General features: G+C 70.2%; 9 protein-coding genes. 3 read left to right on the top strand and 6 right to left on the bottom strand.

What is annotated here, in order from left to right; translation table 11 throughout:
• The first annotated feature begins 2 nt into the window (after positions 1-2).
• Positions 3-1,301 carry a phenylacetate--CoA ligase PaaK gene (paaK, locus tag AB0O15_RS25220; RefSeq protein WP_364322870.1) on the top strand — a complete coding sequence of 433 codons (1,299 nt, stop codon included), beginning with the start codon at positions 3-5 and terminating at the stop codon, positions 1,299-1,301.
• A 6-nt stretch (positions 1,302-1,307) separates the two neighbouring features.
• On the opposite strand, the gene AB0O15_RS25215 is transcribed toward paaK, so the two are convergent.
• Positions 1,308-1,715 (bottom strand): hypothetical protein, encoded by a 408-nt coding sequence (locus tag AB0O15_RS25215; RefSeq protein ID WP_364322868.1) that lies wholly within the window; start codon positions 1,713-1,715, stop codon positions 1,308-1,310.
• Between the two features lie 117 nt (positions 1,716-1,832).
• Between AB0O15_RS25215 and AB0O15_RS25210 the strand changes: the two genes are divergently transcribed.
• Positions 1,833-1,991: a hypothetical protein gene (locus AB0O15_RS25210; protein WP_364322866.1), complete on the top strand. Its 159-nt coding sequence runs from the start codon at positions 1,833-1,835 to the stop codon at positions 1,989-1,991.
• A 275-nt stretch (positions 1,992-2,266) separates the two neighbouring features.
• Here AB0O15_RS25210 and AB0O15_RS25205 read toward each other — a convergent pair whose 3' ends face one another.
• The 3 genes from AB0O15_RS25205 to AB0O15_RS25195 form a co-directional block, all read right to left on the bottom strand.
• Positions 2,267-7,588, bottom strand: coding sequence for a peroxidase family protein (locus tag AB0O15_RS25205; RefSeq protein ID WP_364322864.1), 5,322 nt, complete (start codon positions 7,586-7,588; stop codon positions 2,267-2,269).
• A gap of 143 nt (positions 7,589-7,731) precedes the next feature.
• Positions 7,732-8,493, bottom strand: a complete 762-nt coding sequence (locus AB0O15_RS25200; RefSeq protein ID WP_364322863.1) for a hypothetical protein — start codon at positions 8,491-8,493, stop codon at positions 7,732-7,734.
• Positions 8,493-10,163: a multicopper oxidase domain-containing protein gene (locus AB0O15_RS25195; protein ID WP_364322861.1), complete on the bottom strand. Its 1,671-nt coding sequence runs from the start codon at positions 10,161-10,163 to the stop codon at positions 8,493-8,495. Before AB0O15_RS25195 ends, AB0O15_RS25200 begins: the two co-directional genes overlap by 1 nt.
• Before the next feature lie 309 nt (positions 10,164-10,472).
• Here AB0O15_RS25195 and AB0O15_RS25190 point away from each other — a divergent pair, with 309 nt between their 5' ends.
• Positions 10,473-11,024 carry an AfsR/SARP family transcriptional regulator gene (locus tag AB0O15_RS25190; protein WP_364322859.1) on the top strand — a complete coding sequence of 184 codons (552 nt, stop codon included), beginning with the start codon at positions 10,473-10,475 and terminating at the stop codon, positions 11,022-11,024.
• Here AB0O15_RS25190 and AB0O15_RS25185 read toward each other — a convergent pair.
• Positions 10,978-11,226 carry a hypothetical protein gene (locus AB0O15_RS25185; protein ID WP_364322857.1) on the bottom strand — a complete coding sequence of 83 codons (249 nt, stop codon included), beginning with the start codon at positions 11,224-11,226 and terminating at the stop codon, positions 10,978-10,980. The two genes, AB0O15_RS25190 and AB0O15_RS25185, sit on opposite strands and share 47 nt — an antisense overlap.
• Before the next feature lie 162 nt (positions 11,227-11,388).
• Positions 11,389-16,752, bottom strand: a complete 5,364-nt coding sequence (locus AB0O15_RS25180) for a diguanylate cyclase (protein ID WP_364322855.1) — start codon at positions 16,750-16,752, stop codon at positions 11,389-11,391.
• Positions 16,753-17,186: the final 434 nt, after the last annotated feature.

Below are 17,186 nucleotides of genomic sequence, written 5' to 3'. Positions count from 1 at the left end.
CCGTGGAAGATCGCACTCCCCGCAAGGAAGATCTGGAACCGATCGAACGCGCGTCGGTCGACGAACTGCGCGCGCTCCAGCTCACGCGGCTGCGATGGTCGCTCCAGCACGCGTACGAGAACGTGCCGGCCTACCGCGCTCTCTTCGCCTCGGCCGGCGTACACCCCTCTGATCTGCGCTCTCTATCGGATCTGGCGCGTTTTCCGTTCACGCACAAGGCGACGCTGCGGGAGAACTACCCGTTCGACATGTTCGCGGTGCCGCGCACGTCCATCGCCCGGATCCACGCCTCGTCGGGCACCACCGGCCGGCCCACGGTCGTCGGGTACACCCTTGCCGACGTACGCACCTGGGCTCGCCTGATGGCCCGGTCGATCCGGGCGTCCGGCGGGCGGCCCGGCGATCGGGTGCACATCGCGTACGGATATGGGCTCTTCACCGGGGGTCTGGGCGCGCACTACGGGGCGGAGGAGCTCGGCTGCACGGTGATCCCGGTGTCCGGCGGCATGACACCGCGGCAGGTGATGCTGATCCAGGACTTCCAGCCCGACATCATCATGGTCACACCGTCGTACATGCTGGCGATCGTCGACGAGATGCGCCGGCAGGGCGTCGACCCGCGGACCACGTCGCTCCGGGTCGGCATCTTCGGGGCCGAGCCGTGGACGCAGGACCTGCGGCAGGAGATCGAGGAGACCCTCGACATGCACGCGGTCGACGTCTACGGGCTGTCCGAGGTGATGGGCCCCGGCGTGGCCAACGAGTGCGTCGAGACCAAGGACGGCCCGCACATCTGGGAGGACCACTTCTACCCCGAGATCGTCGACCCGGTCACGGGCCAGGTGCTGCCCGACGGCTCGTACGGCGAACTGGTCTTCACGTCGCTGACCAAGGAGGCCATGCCGGTCGTCCGCTACCGCACCCGCGACCTGACCCGGCTGCTCCCCGGCACCGCACGCCCCATGCGCCGCATGGAGAAGATCACCGGCCGCACCGACGACATGATCATCCTCCGCGGCGTGAACCTCTTCCCCACCCAGATCGAGGAACTGATCCTGCGGACGCCGGCCCTGGCGCCCCACTTCCAGTGCGTCCTGACCCGAGTCGGGCGCCTGGACGCCCTCACGGTCAAGGTCGAACGCCGCCCGTCCGTGTCGGCCACGGATGCCGCTTCGGCCGGTCACGACCTGGCCACCTCGATCAAGAACACCATCGGCGTCAGCGTCACGATCGAGGTCATCGAGCCCGACGGCGTGGAGCGCTCGATGGGCAAGATGAAGCGCATCGTCGACCAGCGCTAGGCCTTTTCAACGGCTGATCTGACGGCTGATCTGGTCGAAGGTCGGTGAGCCCGGCTCCGGAGCGAGGCGTGCGGCGCGAGCCACGTACGAGATGGCGTGGTACCAGCCGCAGATCAGCATGAGATCGATGGCCCCGTCCGGCCCGGCGGCCTCGACGAGCGGAGCCCACTCGTCGTCGGTCAGATCGTGGCGGGCGGGCGGGGCGTCGACGGCCGTGATCACCGCACGGTCGCCCGGGTCGGTCCAGCAGACATCGGCCGCCGTGCCCGTGGTCAGGGGCCGGACCTGGTCCTCGGTGATCCCGGCCCTGGTCGCGAACACGGCAACGTGGATGCCCCACTCGTACTCGGCGCCGCACAGGACCGTGGTCCGATCGGGGCCGGTCCGAGGATCCCGCACGGGCCGGCCGGTCATGGCGATCCTCGACCTGCTCGGCCGCCGATGGACCTTGCGGCTCCTGTGGGAACTCCGCGGCGATCCGGTCCCGACCTTCCGAGCCCTCCAGCAGCGCTGGAGGGCGTCTCGTCGAGCGTGCTCACCGGCCGCCTGACCGAACTACGCGCCGCCGCGATCCTCGAGAAGACCAGCGGCGGATATCAGCTGATCGACCAGGGACGGGCCCTGCTCGACACGCTCGCCCCGCTGGAGCAATGGGCCGCCGCCTGGCAACCCGCTCCGTCCGAGCCCTGAGACCCGGCTCTCCGGGCTTTTGTCGTGCCCTTCGTGCTTCCGGTGGCCGACGAACATGACCCCACCCCCCGCGTCCGCCGGAGTGACCCTGCTGTCCGAGAGCCGGCGGCCGCGTCTGACGCGCCCCCGACGCGGCCGCCGGTCGCCGGAACGGCGATCGGTCATGTTCTTCAAGATCGAAAACGCGGTTCGCGGCCGCCACCGCCACCCCCACCCCTGTGGGTGGGTAAGGAATGTAGCGCTCGAAATCGACGAACCTGTCAACTGTCCACAGGTCAGCGGGCCAGGACGTTCACCCCGCGACCGGTGCCGGCCCCCGCGGCGTTGACGGCCTGGACGATGACCCGGTACTTCGTGCCGGCCGGGACGCCGCGGGCGGCGTTGAGGGTCCAGGCGTGGGTGGTGGACTTCACCGTCGTCACGGCCGGGGTGCCGGTGGGGGCGCCCTTCGCGGTGTAGCGCTGGACGGTGATGCGGTAGCCGGTGATCGGGGCGCCGCCCGTGTTGGTGGGAGGCGTCCAGGTGACCCCGGCGGTGACCGGGCCGCCCTGGAGGCCGGCCCTGCCGGTCAGGGTGGCCGGGGTGCCCGCCACCGAGAACGGCACCACGGAGGCGCTGAGTCCGGAGAGCGGGCCGGCGCCGACCGCGTTGACGGCTCGGACCCGGAAGCGGTACGCGTGGCCGTTGGTCAGGTCGTCGATCACCTCGGGTGAGGCGTTGTCGGACACCAGGCGCATGGCGCCCACCGGGCGGCCGGTGGCCGCGTCGACGACCTGGATCTCGTAGAGGTCGGCGCCGCCGGTGGGGGCGGTCCATCGGATGGTGGCCCGGCGGTCGGCTGCGCTGACCGTTCCGATGCGAGGCGCGCCGGGGAGGGTCGGCGCGGTCTGCGGGCCGTTGGACGTCGGCGGGGTGCTCGGCGCAGGACTGGTGGGGACCGGCGACGTCGGCGTGGTGGGGACCGGCGTCGTGGGCGTTACGACCACCGGCGCCGGGGTCACGGCATTGGAGACCGCCGAGTACTCGCTCGCTCCGGCGGCGTTCACCGCGCGGATCCAGAAGGTGTACGACGCGCCGTTGGTCAGCCCGTGGAACGTCAGCGATGTCGCCTTGGGGCCGGCCACGTCCACGTCCGTGACGATGCCGTCCACGTCGAGCACCTGGACCTCGTACCCGAGCATCGGGCTGCCGCCGTCGGAAGCCGGCGCCGTCCAGCTGACCAGTGCCGACTCGTCGCCGGCGACGGCCGTCCCGATGACCGGCGCGCACGGCTCCACCGGGGCTCCGGCCGTGTGCGGGGTGCAGATCGAGGGGCCGGTCGGCTCGGACGGGTCGGCCGGAGTGGTCGTCGGGGTGGAGGACGGAACGTCATCGTCGTCCTCGGTGGCGGCGACCGGCGTCACCGGCGCGGAGGCCTCGCTGAACACTCCGGGCCCGGCGTCCGTGTTGACCCGCAGCCGGAACGTCACCGGCACCCCGTTGCTGAGGCCCGTCGCCACGAAGCTGGTGGCGTCGGCGGCCAGCTCGGTCAGCGTGGTGACCCCGCCGACGGTCCGCGACAGGGTCAGCCCGGTCGCCGGCGAACCCCCGGCCGGCGGCAGCGTGAACAGAACCGTTGCCTGCCCGTCCCCGGCCAGCGCCGTGACACCGAAGAAGGCGGTGAACGTCGAGGCGTCCACCGTCTCGTCGGCGAACTGGAGCTTCTCCACGTTGCGGACCATGTCGACGCCGTCGGGGCCGGTCACGAGCAGGGCGTCGCCGGTCTTCTCGATCAGGTACTGGGCGCGGATGCCCGAGAAGACCGCCGTGTCGGTGCCGCCGGACCCGGTGAGGATCTCCCGTACGGTGGCGATCCGACCGGGGTTGATCTTGCCGGCGAAGACGTCGTTGTACAGGTCGGCCATGGCCGGCGCCGACCGGATCTCGTGGCCGGCCCCGTCGCGGACGCTGAGCCGCACGTTGAGGTAGCGGTCGCCGTCGATGATGTCGTTGCCGCTGCGGCCCTCGATGACGTCGTCGCCGGCCCCGCCGAGCAGGATGTTGCCGTCGCCCCACACGGTGCCGTGCAGGTCGCAGGGCCGGCCGGTGGCGTCGCCGACGTCGGCCAGCGCCGTCGGCAGGGAGGTGACCACCTGGTCGAGCCCGTGGATCCGGGCGACTCCGGCCGCGTCCAGCGCGTCGCAGCCGAGGAAGCCGCCGCCACCGACGGCCGAGGGCACCACGTCGTCACCACGCAGCGTGTCGTTTCCAGAAGTGCCGGAGAGCGCCTCGACCTCGTTGTACCGGTCACGTACCCCGATCGTCAGCGTTCCCAGGGGCGCCAGGGGAAGCGCAAGATCACTGTCGCCGCCCAGAACAGACCAGTCGAAACCCGACCCACCGGCGTTCTTCTCGATGCCGGGGCCCTGGACGCCGATGTCGTCGCCGCCCTCCATGTCGTAGTCGTCGTCGCCACCGTCGCCGACCAGGACGTCGTGGCCGGGCCGGTTGGAGTCGTCCAGGAAGAACAGGTTGCCGCTGTCGCCCTGGAGCAGGTCGGGGCCGTCGCCGCCCTCCTCCCAGTCGTCGCCGGCGTCGCCGAAGACCGCGTCCTCGCCCTCGCCGGCCGTCACGAAGTCGTCGCCCTCGCCGGCGAACGTCTCGTTGATGTTGGCGCCGCCGCTGGTGAAGTCCTGGCCGGTGCCGCCCATCACGATGTCCGCGCCGATACCGGCGTCGATGGCGTCGTTGCCGGGCCCGCCCTTGGGCACGTCGTCGCCGGCCGCGTCGGTGATGATGTCGTCGCCCTCGCCGCCGATGGCCACGTCGTTGCCGGCGCCGCCCTCGAGGACGTCGTCGCCCTCGGCGCCCCAGATCGTGTCGTTGTCGTTGCCGGCCCGCACCCGGTCGGCGTCCTCGGTCCCCCCGAACACCGACTGCCCGTTGATCCCGGGCCGGTCGACGCTGTTGCGGGCCCGGTAGGCGATGGTGCCGTCCGAGAGCCGGATCAGCAGCGCGTTCTCGTCGCACGCCGAAGAAGGGTCGTCGGCGACCTGGTTGCCGACTGTGCCATGAATCCGTGACAGGGAGAACTTGCAGTCGGCCGTGCCGAACGAGTCGGCCTTGAGGGTGTGCGCGTCGGTGGTGCGCCCGATCAGCTCGGCGAACGAGTTGCCCTCGAGCTGCGTGCGGAGGTTCATGCCGGGGGTACGGGCGAGGTAGTACAGCCGGTCACCGTTCTGCAGGTTGGTCAGCTGCTTCTCGAACACGTAGTTGAAGGTGCTGCCCAGCAGGCCACCGAACGGCATGGTCTCCTCGGCCAGCCCGCCGATCCACAGGTCCACGTCGTCCAGCCCGGAGGCGGCGGCCGGCGCGTTCATGAAGGTGGCGTCGCCGTCCACGAGCGCCTGCGCGGCGGCCCGCTTCCCGGCCACGGTCGTCGCGGCCGCCACGGAGGGGTGCTTGCCGTACGCCGCGATGAAGTTGACCAGCGACTCCGGGTGCTTGAGGTGTTCGCCGAAATCAACCCAGCTGGTGTACGCCGTGAGCGCACCGGTCTGCGACCGGCGGAACGCGTTCAGCGAGGGCAGGCCCTCCGAGCGCCCGCGGGAGATGTTCAGCGAGGCCAGGTCCATCGGCAGCCCGAGCAGGTTGTTGCGCAGCGTGTCGGTGATGAACTCGTCGAGCTCGTTGCCGACCTGGTCGGACATGCCCATCACGATCGAGCCGGCCGCCTGCTCGGGGCTCAGCGTCCCGTTCCTGGTGAAGGCGGGTGGGTTGAGGAAGCCGTCGAGCAGCGGCATCGAGGCGTCGGTGCCGTCGTCCAGAGTGCGGCTGATGCGCTCGGTGAGCATGGAGTGGCCGAACCGGTAGACGGCGTGCGCGAACTCGGCGGTGACGGCCGGGTTGATCTCGGTCTGGGTGAACGCGAACGGCTGGAACGGGTTGATCGCCGGCTGGACCTTGCGGGCGAACTCCTCGAACACGATGTGCTGGTACTCCATCTCGTTGACGAAGCGGGCGGCCTGGAAGATCCGCTCGCCGTTCCACGAGCCGCCGGCCAGTTGCCACTCGCTCAGCGCCGTGCCGTCCTCGGTGAGCACCCGCTCGATGTCGCCGACCAGCCGCTGGTGCTCGGAGTGGAAGATCTGGTGCACCGCGGTCAGGCCGATGTTCTCGTTGGCCCGGCCGTCGCCGGCGATGTAGTGCGCGGCCAGCATCTCGTCGTCGTAGGTGCCGGCCGGCTGGGACGCGAAGTCGGCCGAGGCGGTGGCGTCGGCGTCGGGGTGGGGCGCGACCGGCGGGGTGGCCGGGTTGTGGTCGGTGTCGACCGGGGTGGGGTCGGCGTGGTGCGCGATGTCGGTGAGGAACGGGGTGCCGAAGGTGAGCACGTCGGCCGGCACCGCGACCGGGTCGGCGAGGTTGCCCTCGACCAGGCCGTGCCGGGTGACGTACTGCGGGAGGCCGCGGTCCGGTCCGGGCACGAACCGGCCGTACGGGTCGGCCAGGATCGTGGGGACGGCCAGCTCATCTTTGTCGGCGAGATCGAGACCGAGGAGGGTACGCGCCTGAGCTTTCGTCTCGGCCCAGGTCGGCAGCCCGCCACTGGCGCCGGCCAGCAGGTCGCCGGTCGACACCGGCCGGCCGTCCACCAGCGTGTAGGCCCGCAGGAAGACCTGGTGCGAGGCGTGCGAGGTGTACGTCTGGGAGTTGTCGACGTACGGGCTGTCGGTGTTCGTGGCGTCCTGGACGTCGTCGGCCGTGCCCAGCCTCCCGTCCGGCCCCGGCTGGTTGGCCGCCCGGGTCAGGGCCATGAACCGCATCGACGCGGGCACGTAGCGGCCGTCGCCCGGCTGGGGGTCGTCACCGTTGCCCGGGGTCCGGTCGGGGCCGGCGATCAGCGGGTCGTCGGCCCGCAGCGGGACGATGACCGTGCCGCCGCCCTTGACGGTCTGGTCGACGCCGTGGTCGAAGAACTGCCCGAAGAGCGTGAACCACGAGTTGTACGGTGCGCTGAGGCCGATGTCGGTGGTGACGTTGGGGATGAACACCGTGCCGCCGTCCATCGTGACGCCGCCGGTGCCGGTCGTCTGGCTGCGCACCGGGTAGCCGGCCGCGGCCAGGGCGGCCGGGTTGTTCGCGGTCTGGTCGGCGATCAGGTTGCTGATCAGGCGGGGCTGCGAGTCGACCACGACGTTGCCGGCGCTCTTGTCGGCGTACGTGGTGGGAAAGCTCCGCGGCCCGAACATCCCGGCCGGCGCGTCCTCCGCGGCCTTGAAGGCCTTGCCACCGAGGCGGGGGAACGTCTGGTCCGAGGCGCCGTACTTCTCCTCGCCCTCGGCCAGGTGGTTGCACGAGCCGTCCACGGTCCGCAGGCCGAACGCGAGCATCGGGCTGGCCAGCTGGTCCGGGCCGGCGCCGAGCAGCGCGCCGCACGGGCCGGTGGCGCTGGTCGTGTTGCGTACGTGGGCTTCAGCGATCTTGATCTGCTTGAGGATGTACGACAGGTCGGTGGGGGTGATCGTGAAGCCCTGGCCGATCGGGGCGGCCTGGGCGGGGGTGGCGACGAGCGTGCCGGCCAGGAGGGCGGCGACCGCGGCGACGGTGCGGAGCTTCATGCGGTGACTCCTTGGGAGCGGAGGAGAACCGGAAATTTCCTAAATGGTGGCCTTGCCCGGTTTGCGATCCCTGCGGTGTCCCTGATCACAAGCTGAAGCCGCCCTGAACCGTCAGTTCAGGGCGGCTCCGGGCCACGCTTGGCCTACCCGTGGTGGTGCGTCGCCTCGTTGTCGACCAGGTTGACCCCGTTGCTCAGGTCCACGCCCGGGCCGGGCCGGTTGGCCGAGACCTGGACCCGGTCGGCCGGCACCCCGGCGGCCCGGCCCAGCGCGTCCCGCACCACCCCGATCGAGTAGTCGCTGAGCACCGCCCCGAAGTACCGGATCGCCAGCCCCTGCTTCTGCACCGACGTGGTGTAGCGGCCCAGGGTGTCGGTGACGATCCCCTCGTAGTCGGCCGCCTTCCGCACGTCCTCGGCCGACGTCCCGGCCGTGACCAGCCCGAACGTGATGTCGTGGACCAGCACCGGCTGAACCAGGTAGAACGCGACATCGGCCGGCTGGTGGTCCCGCATCATCGCCTCGGCCTTCTCGACCGAGACGCCCTCCGGCGCCACGAAGGTCATCTCCGGCACCAGGTACTCGAGCATCTCCCGGCTGAACACCGCGAACGTGGCCGGCTGGAGAGCGCCGAGCCTGGTCTGCCTCGCGATCGCCCGCATCTCGCGGGCGATCTTCGCGCGGTCGGCGCCGGGACCCGGGTGGAGCCCGATCGCCGCCCGTTTGCGGACCATCGCCCGGTCGAAGGTGGTGGTCGCCTGCCCGTCCCCGGTGTCGTCGCTGACGACCCGGGCGACCGGCGTGGTGGAGGCCGCGATCGGGTTCGCGAACCATCCGCCGGCCCGCCCGACCAGCAGCGCGCCGGCCACGAGCACGACGAGAACCAGGCAGATCCGGGCCCGCATCACGACCCCAGCGGGAAGCCGGGGGCGTAGACGGAGGGCTGCTCGTCCCGGTCGTCGGCGCCCGAACGGTCCGAGGTGACCGGGTCGTTCATGTTCACGTCGCCGACCGCGAACTGGATCATCATGTCGTTGTCCTCGTGCACCAGGTTGTGGCAGTGCACCATGTAACGGCCGCCGTCGTTGCCGTCGCCGGTGGTGAACTGCATCAGCGCGGTGACGGTCTCGTTCTCGCCCAGGTAGAAGACGTCCTTGCCGCCGCCCTCCCACGGGTGCGCCTTGCCGTCCGGGGTGGTGTTCCGGCCGATGATCTGGGCGTCGATGAGGTGGATGTGCAGCGGGTGGAACCAGCCGCCGGACTCGTTGACCAGATCCCAGATCTCCACGTCGTACGGCTTCGGGTTGCCCAGCACCCGCTGGAAGTTGGTCGCCTCGACGTCCTCCCAGGTCTCCCCGTTGACCGTCCAGAGGCCGTGCTTGCGCTCCACGCGCACCCGCCGGCGGACCTTGGCCATGTCCGGGGTCAGCTTGTTGACCTCGATCGCGCCCCGGTTGGTGAACGGCTGCGGGCCCAGGTCGAGCGTCTTCGGGATGACGTACGGGTCCGGCGCGCCCGAGTCGGCGACCACCTCGAACTGCATCACCTTGCCGGTGTTGGCGAAGTCGACGTTGTTCTTGTTGCTCAGGTTGCGCAGCTCGATCTTCTGGCCGACCTTGTACTTCCGGAAGTCGATCAGGATCTCGTAGCGCTCGGCCACGCCGTGCCGGTACGACGGCACCGCGGTCACCTTCGGCGTCATCCCGGCGTCGTTGCCGACCACGTACAGCGGCTCGCCGGTGCTCAGGGCGAAGCGGAACGAGCGGGAGATGCCGGCGGCCAGCATGCGGAAGCGGTAGACCCGCGGCTTGACCCGCATCTTCGGCCACGGCACGCCGTTGACCAGGATCGTGTCGCCCATGAAGCCGGCGTGGTCCGAGTCGTCGAACGCCACCGAGCCGTCGGCCTTGAACGCCATGTCGCTGACGAACAGCGGGACGTCGTACTCGCCCTGGGGCAGTTGGGCCTGCTCGTACGGGTCGTGCAGGTGGTACTGCGCGGCCATGCCGGTGAAGACGTTCTGCGCGGTGCTCAGATGGTTGTGGTCGTGATACCAGAGCGTGCGGGCCTGCTGCCAGTTCGGATACTTGTACGTCTTGCAGTTGCCGGCCACGGTCCAGTCGTTGGCGTACCCGTCGTACTGCGGCAGCGAAGCCGAGCCGTGCAGGTGGGTGACGGTCCGGAACGGCAGCCCGTTCAGCTTCTGGACGTTCAGGTGGTTGGCGATCCGCACCTCGGTGCGGGTGCCCTGCTGCACGGAGATGGTCGGCCCCGGGAAGATCCCGTTGTAGCCGGCGATCTCGGTGGTCAGCCCCGGAACCATGCTCGCCCGGCCGACCTTCTGCGTGAGGCAGTACTTCTGGTACGGCCCCTTCTCGTCCACCCCCTGCTCGGAGGGCATCAGGACGGGCGGGCGGCGAAACATGCTGGTGTACGGCTGGGGCGTGTTCTTGCTGGCCAGCTTGCTGGAGGACGCCAGCACCTCGCCACCGGCCGCCGCCACGACCAGCCCGGCGCCGCCGACCGCCGCGGCGCCCTTGAGCACATCGCGGCGGCTCAGATTCCGATCCGACATGGGTGATCTCCGTCTCGGGGGGTAGACGTCCGTTCAGGGATCAGGACGCTACGAACTCCGCCTGAGGCAATCCCCCCGCAAACCTGTGGCCGCCACCACAGATCGGCGGCGCTCGATTCAGGAAGTTCCCAGGTTCCAGTCCCGGGCGCGAGCCACGGCCGCCGGATCCCGCTCGGCGCACGGCAGCGGGCCGTGCTGGCGTCCTCGCCTTCCATGCCAACCGCACGGTCAGCCGGTCCGATCTGATCGCCCTGGCCTGGGATCGGGCCGATGGGCCGCCGCCGACGGTCGACCGGCTGGTCACCGACTATGTCTCCCGGCTGCGCGGCGCTTTCCGGGCGGCCGGCGTGGGTGACCGGGCGGCGCTGGTGGCCGGTTCGGCGGGCTACCCGGCTGGAGGCCGATCCGGCGGTGGTCGACTGGCACCGGTTCCTCGGCCTGGTGGGCCAGGCCCGGACGGCGCGATCGGCCGGCGACGAGGGCGACGCGGCCGAGCTGCTGCGCCGCGCCCTCGCGATGTGGCGCGGGTCGGCGCTGGCCGACGTCCCCGCTGATTCGCTCGGCCCGCTGCGGACCCGCATGGACACGCAACGGCTGGCGGCGGCCGAGGACCTAGCCGGGAGCGAACTGGCTCTCGGCCGGGCCGGCGACGTGATCGAGCTGCTCACCGATCTCGCGTTGCGGGAACCCGCCCGCGAACGCCTGGCCGCCCTGCTCATCGACGCCCTGCGGATCGCCGGTCGGCGGGACGACGCGGTCGCGGTCTACCGGCGCACGGCTGCACCACGGCGATTCACCCCGGCACGTCTCGGCGCTACGTGCGGCTGGTGCGGGTCGGCCTCGGAAGCCGGGTGGCTTTGACCAAAACTTGCCTGCGCTGGACTTCGCGGCCATCCGCGGTCATCTCGATGCCATCGACTTCGTACCAAAGATCGCCATTGTGGTCCTGAGGTACGGCCCAATCCACCGCCTCCACCCGCATCCGCAGCGGACCAAGCCCGAACCGGTAATCGTTTTCGGCGAAGGTGCTGATGGGCCAAGCCGATCGTTCGTCGGCGTTCATGAGACAGCTCCTTCCGGCGTAGCCGGCGGCCTCCAGCGTGATCAGTGACAACGTTCTGCGCAAGGGTGAATGCACGTGCATATGCACGCGACAGGAAGGTTGGCCTGAACGGTGAACCGGCGTCGATGATCGGATGACAAGCCACTCTCCCCAAAGGGGTCTCTACCCGTTGCAGACTCGGTTGCGGCCGCTTCGTTTAGCCTCGTAGAGCGCCTGGTCGGCGCGGGCCAGCAGGTCCTTGAGGGTGGCGTCGTCTGGCTGCAGGTGGGACACCCCGATGCTCACGGTCACCGTCAGCGGCCCGGACTGGGTCTCGATCGGGTGTTCGGCGATGCAGGCTCGCAGTCGTTCGGGAAGCGTCGAGCCGAGTTCGGCATCCTGCAATATGATGGCGAACTCCTCGCCGCCGTAGCGGCCGACGAGGTCGGTCTGGCGGACCTCGGCGGCCAGCCGGGCTGCGACCGTACGGATGACGTCGTCGCCGGTGGGGTGCCCGTGGGTGTCGTTCACCAGCTTGAAGTGGTCGATGTCGATCATCAGCACGCTGAGCGGGCGACCGGCGCGGAGCGCCGTCGCGATGTCGCGCTCCGCGACGTGCATGAACTGGCGGCGGTTAGCGATGCCGGTCAGTTCGTCGATGACCGAGAGAGCTTGCACCTGCGCGAACAGCCTGGCCCGGTCGTAGGCCGTCATGCCCTGGGCGACCAGCGCGGAGGCGATTTCGGCCTGCTCACCGACCCGGCTGCCGGCGTGCCGGGAGCTCAGCAGAAGAACACCCGGCCGGGCGTGCAGTGGCACCGCCAGCCAGGATGCCGCGTCCGTCAACCGGGCGTGCAGCTCGGCGGGTAACAGGTTGGGTTGGTCCGTGACCGTCGTTGCGATGTGCGCGAGTGCGGTACCGGAGTGCGCGGCCAAGGCGTGTTGCGTGAGCCGGCCGTCGCCGTTCAGTTCGGACAGCACGCAGACGTCGTCGTCGCTGTCCGCGGTGAGCAGCCACGCGTGTTCGCAGGACAGGATCGAGGTGGTCCAGCGCAGCAGGCCAGCCAGGACCTCGGGCGGCTCCAAGATGCTGGCCATGTCCTCGAGTGCCCGGCGCAGTGTGTCGGCCAGGTCGCGCTGTTGCCGGGCGGTCTGCATGGAGATCTCCAGCTGCGCCGCGCGGGCGGTCTCCAGTGAGGTGGCGATGTGGTTGGTCAGTGCGACGAGCAGGCCGACATCGTCGGTGTCGAAGATGCCCTTGGCGACCTGGCTGTCCAGGTAGACGACGCCGAGCAGCCGACCCTCCAACTGCAGCGGCGCCAGCATGATCGAACGCAGACCGTGCAGCACCACGCTCTGCGCGCCGAGGGCCGCGCCCTCCTCGCTACCGGTGATCACCAGCGGCTGGCCGGTCTGGTGTACCCGCTCGACCAGACTCGCGCTGTATCCGGTCAGCTCGCCGATGTCCTCGCCTGCGGCATTGCGGCCGAGGTGCGGCATGAGCCGGCCATCGGCACCGGTCAGGAACAAGTAGGCGCGTTCGGCGGACAACACTCGGATGGTCTGATCCAGGGCGATCCGGGCCAGTTCGCCTGGGTCGAGCACGCGGGACGCCGCGGCGCCGACCTCTTCTAGAGCGTTGAGCCGTTGGCGATCCAGCCCGGCCGCCCCAGAAAAGCTGATACCGGTGCTCGTGTCGATCGGGCTGAAGGTGGGCGTCACGCTGCGGCTGCGGGTGAGGTTCATCGACGCCGACCGGGTCATTCCCGCCTGGGCGGACTGGCCGGACGCAGCGTATCCGGCGCTGACACCGAATTCCGTACCTATCCATGCGGCCCGATGCGGCCAGCCGTTTTCCTCGGCGATGCCGCGTGCCAGGTGGACCGCGCGGTGACCCTCGTCCGTGGCGCCGAGGGCCAGCAGCGCACGGGCTCTTACCCGGGCCGTCTCGTATGCGAGGCTGGGTGCGTCGACGCGATCGAGCGGGTCACCGCCGTCGAGGACCGCCAGGGCCTTTCTGGGTTCGCCCTCCAGCACCAGCAGGTCCGCGCGCCCGATCCGGGCGCGGACCCGCTGCTCGCCGCCGAGTTGGCTCCTCTCCAGCTTCCGGACCGCGGCGCGGGCCGCTGCCAGCCTGGCCGGTGTGGCCCCCTCCGCCTGCCGGCACTGCGCCAGCCGGCCCGTCACGACGAGGAACTGGTAGTCCCACGGCCGGGGCACCATCCGAATCCGCGGGTAGAGGACGTGAAGATCGGACACCACGCGATCGAACGGCTCACCGAACTCGCTCTGTTCGGTCAAGACGATGAGCTGCGAGAGCTGACCGCGCATTCGCATCACGGTCGACCCGTAGTTGGCAGTGAGTCGCTCGTTCGCCCGGCGGAACTCGTCCGCCGCTTCGACCGGACGGCCCATCGCGGCCAGCACCGTCGCCAGGTCGAAGAGCATCGGTGAGACCTCGCCCGAGCCGAGCGCGAGGCGCCGCTGACCGAGCTCGAGCCAGCGCTGGGCCTCGGCCGACTGACCTCGGGCAATCGCCCGCGCGATGAATAACGCCAGGCAGCCGGTGTAGTCGCCGAGTTCCTGCCGGTGGCCGTGCTGTTCGACGCTGCTGATGAACGCCTCACCACCGTCCCGGTAACCCAGGTAGTCCGCAACACCTCGGCGAACGTCGATGAGGGCGCGCATCGCCGGCTCATGGGCGGCGGAGTCGGCCTCGGCTCGGGCGAACGCGCGGCGGGCAACCCCGGTCAGCCTCATGCTGCCGGTGTAGAAGCCGTACATGGTCTGGCCGCAGACGTAGCGCGCGCCGCTGCCGATCCGGTTTCCCCAGTACAGCAGGCGGGCGGTATGCATGAAGATCATCCGCAGATGCGCGCTCTGCTCCGCGATGCTCGCGCCCATCTCGTGTAGTTCGGTGATCATGCTGTACCGCTCACGATCGGCTGTCCGGGCCGAGCCCAACCGCCACCCGGTCCAGTGCATGCCGACCGCCGACAGGAACATCACGATCGTCGAAAGCGTGAGCCGCAACCGGCCGGCCGGCAGTGGTGCTCCGATCTCAGCCAGCCCCTGCTCGACCGCGGTCATCGCCTGTTCGAGCCGGAACGTGGTGCGGTGGGTGGTGCTGAGCAGGATCAAAGTCCGCGCCCGGGCCATGGGATCCGTCTCCACCACGAGCGCCCGGTCGAGGCATTCCACCGCCATGGTGAACTCACCGTTGCGGCTGTAGGCAGTGCCGAGTGCGGTCAGGAAACGTCCGTTCGTCGTTCCGCCGGGGGCGGCGTGCCGCAAGAACGCCACCGCGTTCGCCGCGGCATGGTCGTTGAGGGCCTGCTGGCCGGCCGCCCAGCATGCGGCGAAGACCCGGCCGCCGGCGGTGCCGGCGTCGCCGGCCGGGTCGATTCCGCCGGAGATGTAATGCCGGGCGAGCTGATACACCCGCTCGGCGTCCCCGGTCGCCGGCAGGCCGGCCAGCGCCTCGGCGATGCGGTGGTGCAGTCCGGCCAGCGCGCCGGCGTCGATCTGCTCGCTCAGTGCCTCACGGATCCGGTCGTGTACGAACGCGTACCGGCCGCCGCCGCGGGGCTCGGTCAGGCCCCGCGTGGTGGCCTGGGCGATCGCGGTCAACACCACGTCGATGTCGACCCCGTGGACCGCCGCCACCAGTTCGGGGTCGAACTGCACGCCGATGCATGCCGCGGTGACCAGCAACTCGCGGGTCTCCGGGCCGAGGTTCCGGGCTCGTGCCAGGACCAGGCCGATCGCCTCCTGTGGCAGCTCCAGCGTGTCGAGGGCCTCGGTGTCCAGGGCCCAGGTCCCCCAGAACGGCAGCAACAGCCCGGCGTCGACGATCGCCAGCAGGTATTCCTGGATGACGAATGGGCTGCCGTGCCCGCGTACGTTCAGCAGCCGGGCCAGCTCCGGGTCGGGGGCCAAGCCGGGCATCGCCGTACGCACCAGCTCGGCCACGTCGGCGTCGTCCAGCGGCTTCAGCGTCAGGTCGAGGCTCACCGACGTGCCCAGCGACGCGATCACCGCGTTGGCCGCCTCGGTGCTGTCCGGATCGTCGCGGGCGGTGGCGAGCACCATCAACGGCAGCGTCGAGAGAACTTCGGCGAGCTGAGACAGCACCTGGCCGGTGCCGCCGTCGAGCCACTGGACATCGTCGACGTAAAGCAGCAGTCCGCCGGACTCGCGGGCCAGACCGGCGAGGACGTCGACGACCGCGAGGGTGAACTGGTCGGCTCCGACCGTTCCGTCCGGCTCGGAGGCCGGTGAGCCGAGGAGCGCGGGCAGGGCCGGGATGAGACCGTCCAGTATTCCGCCCGCGGGCTCGGTGGCGGCCCGGATCCACGACAACTCCCGCGCTCGGTCCTCGGCGGGGAGGTTGTCCACCCGCCGCAGGTAGGCGTCGAAAGCGGTTCGCAGCGGCGTCAGTGGTGCCGAGTCGTCGCGGGAACTCTTGCCGTGCAGGACCAGTCCACCCGCCGCGACCACCTGGGCGGCCAGTTCTGTCGCCAGTCTGCTCTTGCCGCCGCCGCCCGTTGCCCGGATCACGCAACTGCGCCCGGCGCCCGCACGGGTGGCCTTCCATCGCGCGGTGAGTTGCTGCAGCTCACGAACCCGGCCGATCAGTGGGACGCTGGTGTTTCCGCCCGACGATGCCGTCCGGCCGCGTACGGTCAGCGCGGCGTCCGGATCGGCGGCGAGCAGGTCGAGGTCGGCAGCGAGTTCCTCGCCAGTCTGGTAACGGTCGTCAGGATCCTTCGCCAACAGCGTGGCGACGACCGTGGCCAGTCCCGGCGGAATGCCGGGTACAAGGGTGGCCAGGTCTTCCGGCGGGATGACGGCGTGCATCCGCAGCAGATCGGCCACGTCGTTGGCGCTGAACGGCGGGGCGCCGGCGAGACACTCGAACAGGACGACGCCGAGCGAATACAGGTCGGATCTCTGGTCCACCGGACGGCGCAACATCCTGGACTGCTCCGGCGAGGAGTACGCCAGCGTGCCGACCGTGGGCCCGGTGTGGTCGCCGGTCTCCCGGCTGGCCAGGCTGAAGTCGATCAGCCGTGCGGTGCCGCTGGGCAGCACCATGAGGTTGTCGGGCTTCACGTCGCGGTGAACGAGTCCTCGGCGATGCAGGGCGGCGAGCGGACCGCTGATGTCGCGGGCCAGGGAGATCACCTGCTCGGGCGACAGTGCGCCGCGGGTCAGCACACTTGCGAGCGAGGCGCCCTCGACCAGATCCATCACCAGGTACGGGCGCCCGTCGGCCGCGCCGACCTCGTGAATGGTGGTCAGGTTGGCGTGGTTGACGCTAGCCAGCAGAGCCGCCTCGCGCCGGAAGGCGGCCAGGTCCTGTTCTGAACGCTCCGATGCGGCGAGGATCTTGAGCGCGTACGCACCGTCCCGGCCCGCCTTGTGCACCCGATAGACATCGCTGTTCGCACCACGGCCCAGCTCCGATTCGACCGTGAAACCGGCAATCACGTCGCCGGACGTCGCCGATGCCGGCGACGGACGCGCGACTCCATCCGTGATCAAGTCAACGATCCTGACGCGGAGTGACGGCTCACGCCATTCTGATCGACCCTGTCCGGTCAAGAATGAGAAAAACAGAAAAGCCGTCCGCAGACGAGTTCACAAACCTCTCATCCCGGCACACCCGCCTCCCGGTTGCCTCCCGGCGACGTTCCTGGCGGGCCTTGCGGGATCGGCCCGGCGCGATCCCGACGAGGCGTGAGACGCCGAAAAGCTCGGCGAGTTCGGAGACGGCGTGTTTTCCTACCGGACATTTCAGTGGACACCTCGTTTGGGCCGTCGTTTGTGCTGCTCAGGCGGTTGTGGGACGTGTTTGCCAGTGTGTCCGTTGAGGAACGCTCATCGGTCACCGCCGGTACGGTGAGTGTGACAGCGTCGACCGACCGCCTTCCGGGCATGGCGCGGCCACCGAGCCGAGGCACCTGGAGTCCGTGATG

It is taken from the genome of Actinoplanes sp. NPDC089786, from assembly GCF_040684855.1.
GTDB lineage: Bacteria > Actinomycetota > Actinomycetes > Mycobacteriales > Micromonosporaceae > Actinoplanes.
Note: the sequence above shows the minus strand (reverse complement) of the source record. Positions and strands in the feature narration are given on the sequence as shown.

What these genes read in the sequence shown, in the direction of transcription:
- AB0O15_RS25215 (WP_364322868.1), bottom strand. Translation starts at nt 1,715, where the DNA reads ATGACCGGCCGGCCCGTGCGGGATCCTCGGACCGGCCCCGATCGGACC.
- AB0O15_RS25205 (WP_364322864.1), bottom strand. Translation starts at nt 7,588, where the DNA reads ATGAAGCTCCGCACCGTCGCCGCGGTCGCCGCCCTCCTGGCCGGCACG.
- AB0O15_RS25200 (WP_364322863.1), bottom strand. Translation starts at nt 8,493, where the DNA reads ATGCGGGCCCGGATCTGCCTGGTTCTCGTCGTGCTCGTGGCCGGCGCG.
- AB0O15_RS25195 (WP_364322861.1), bottom strand. Translation starts at nt 10,163, where the DNA reads ATGTCGGATCGGAATCTGAGCCGCCGCGATGTGCTCAAGGGCGCCGCG.
- AB0O15_RS25190 (WP_364322859.1), top strand. Translation starts at nt 10,473, where the DNA reads ATGTCTCCCGGCTGCGCGGCGCTTTCCGGGCGGCCGGCGTGGGTGACC.
- AB0O15_RS25185 (WP_364322857.1), bottom strand. Translation starts at nt 11,226, where the DNA reads ATGAACGCCGACGAACGATCGGCTTGGCCCATCAGCACCTTCGCCGAA.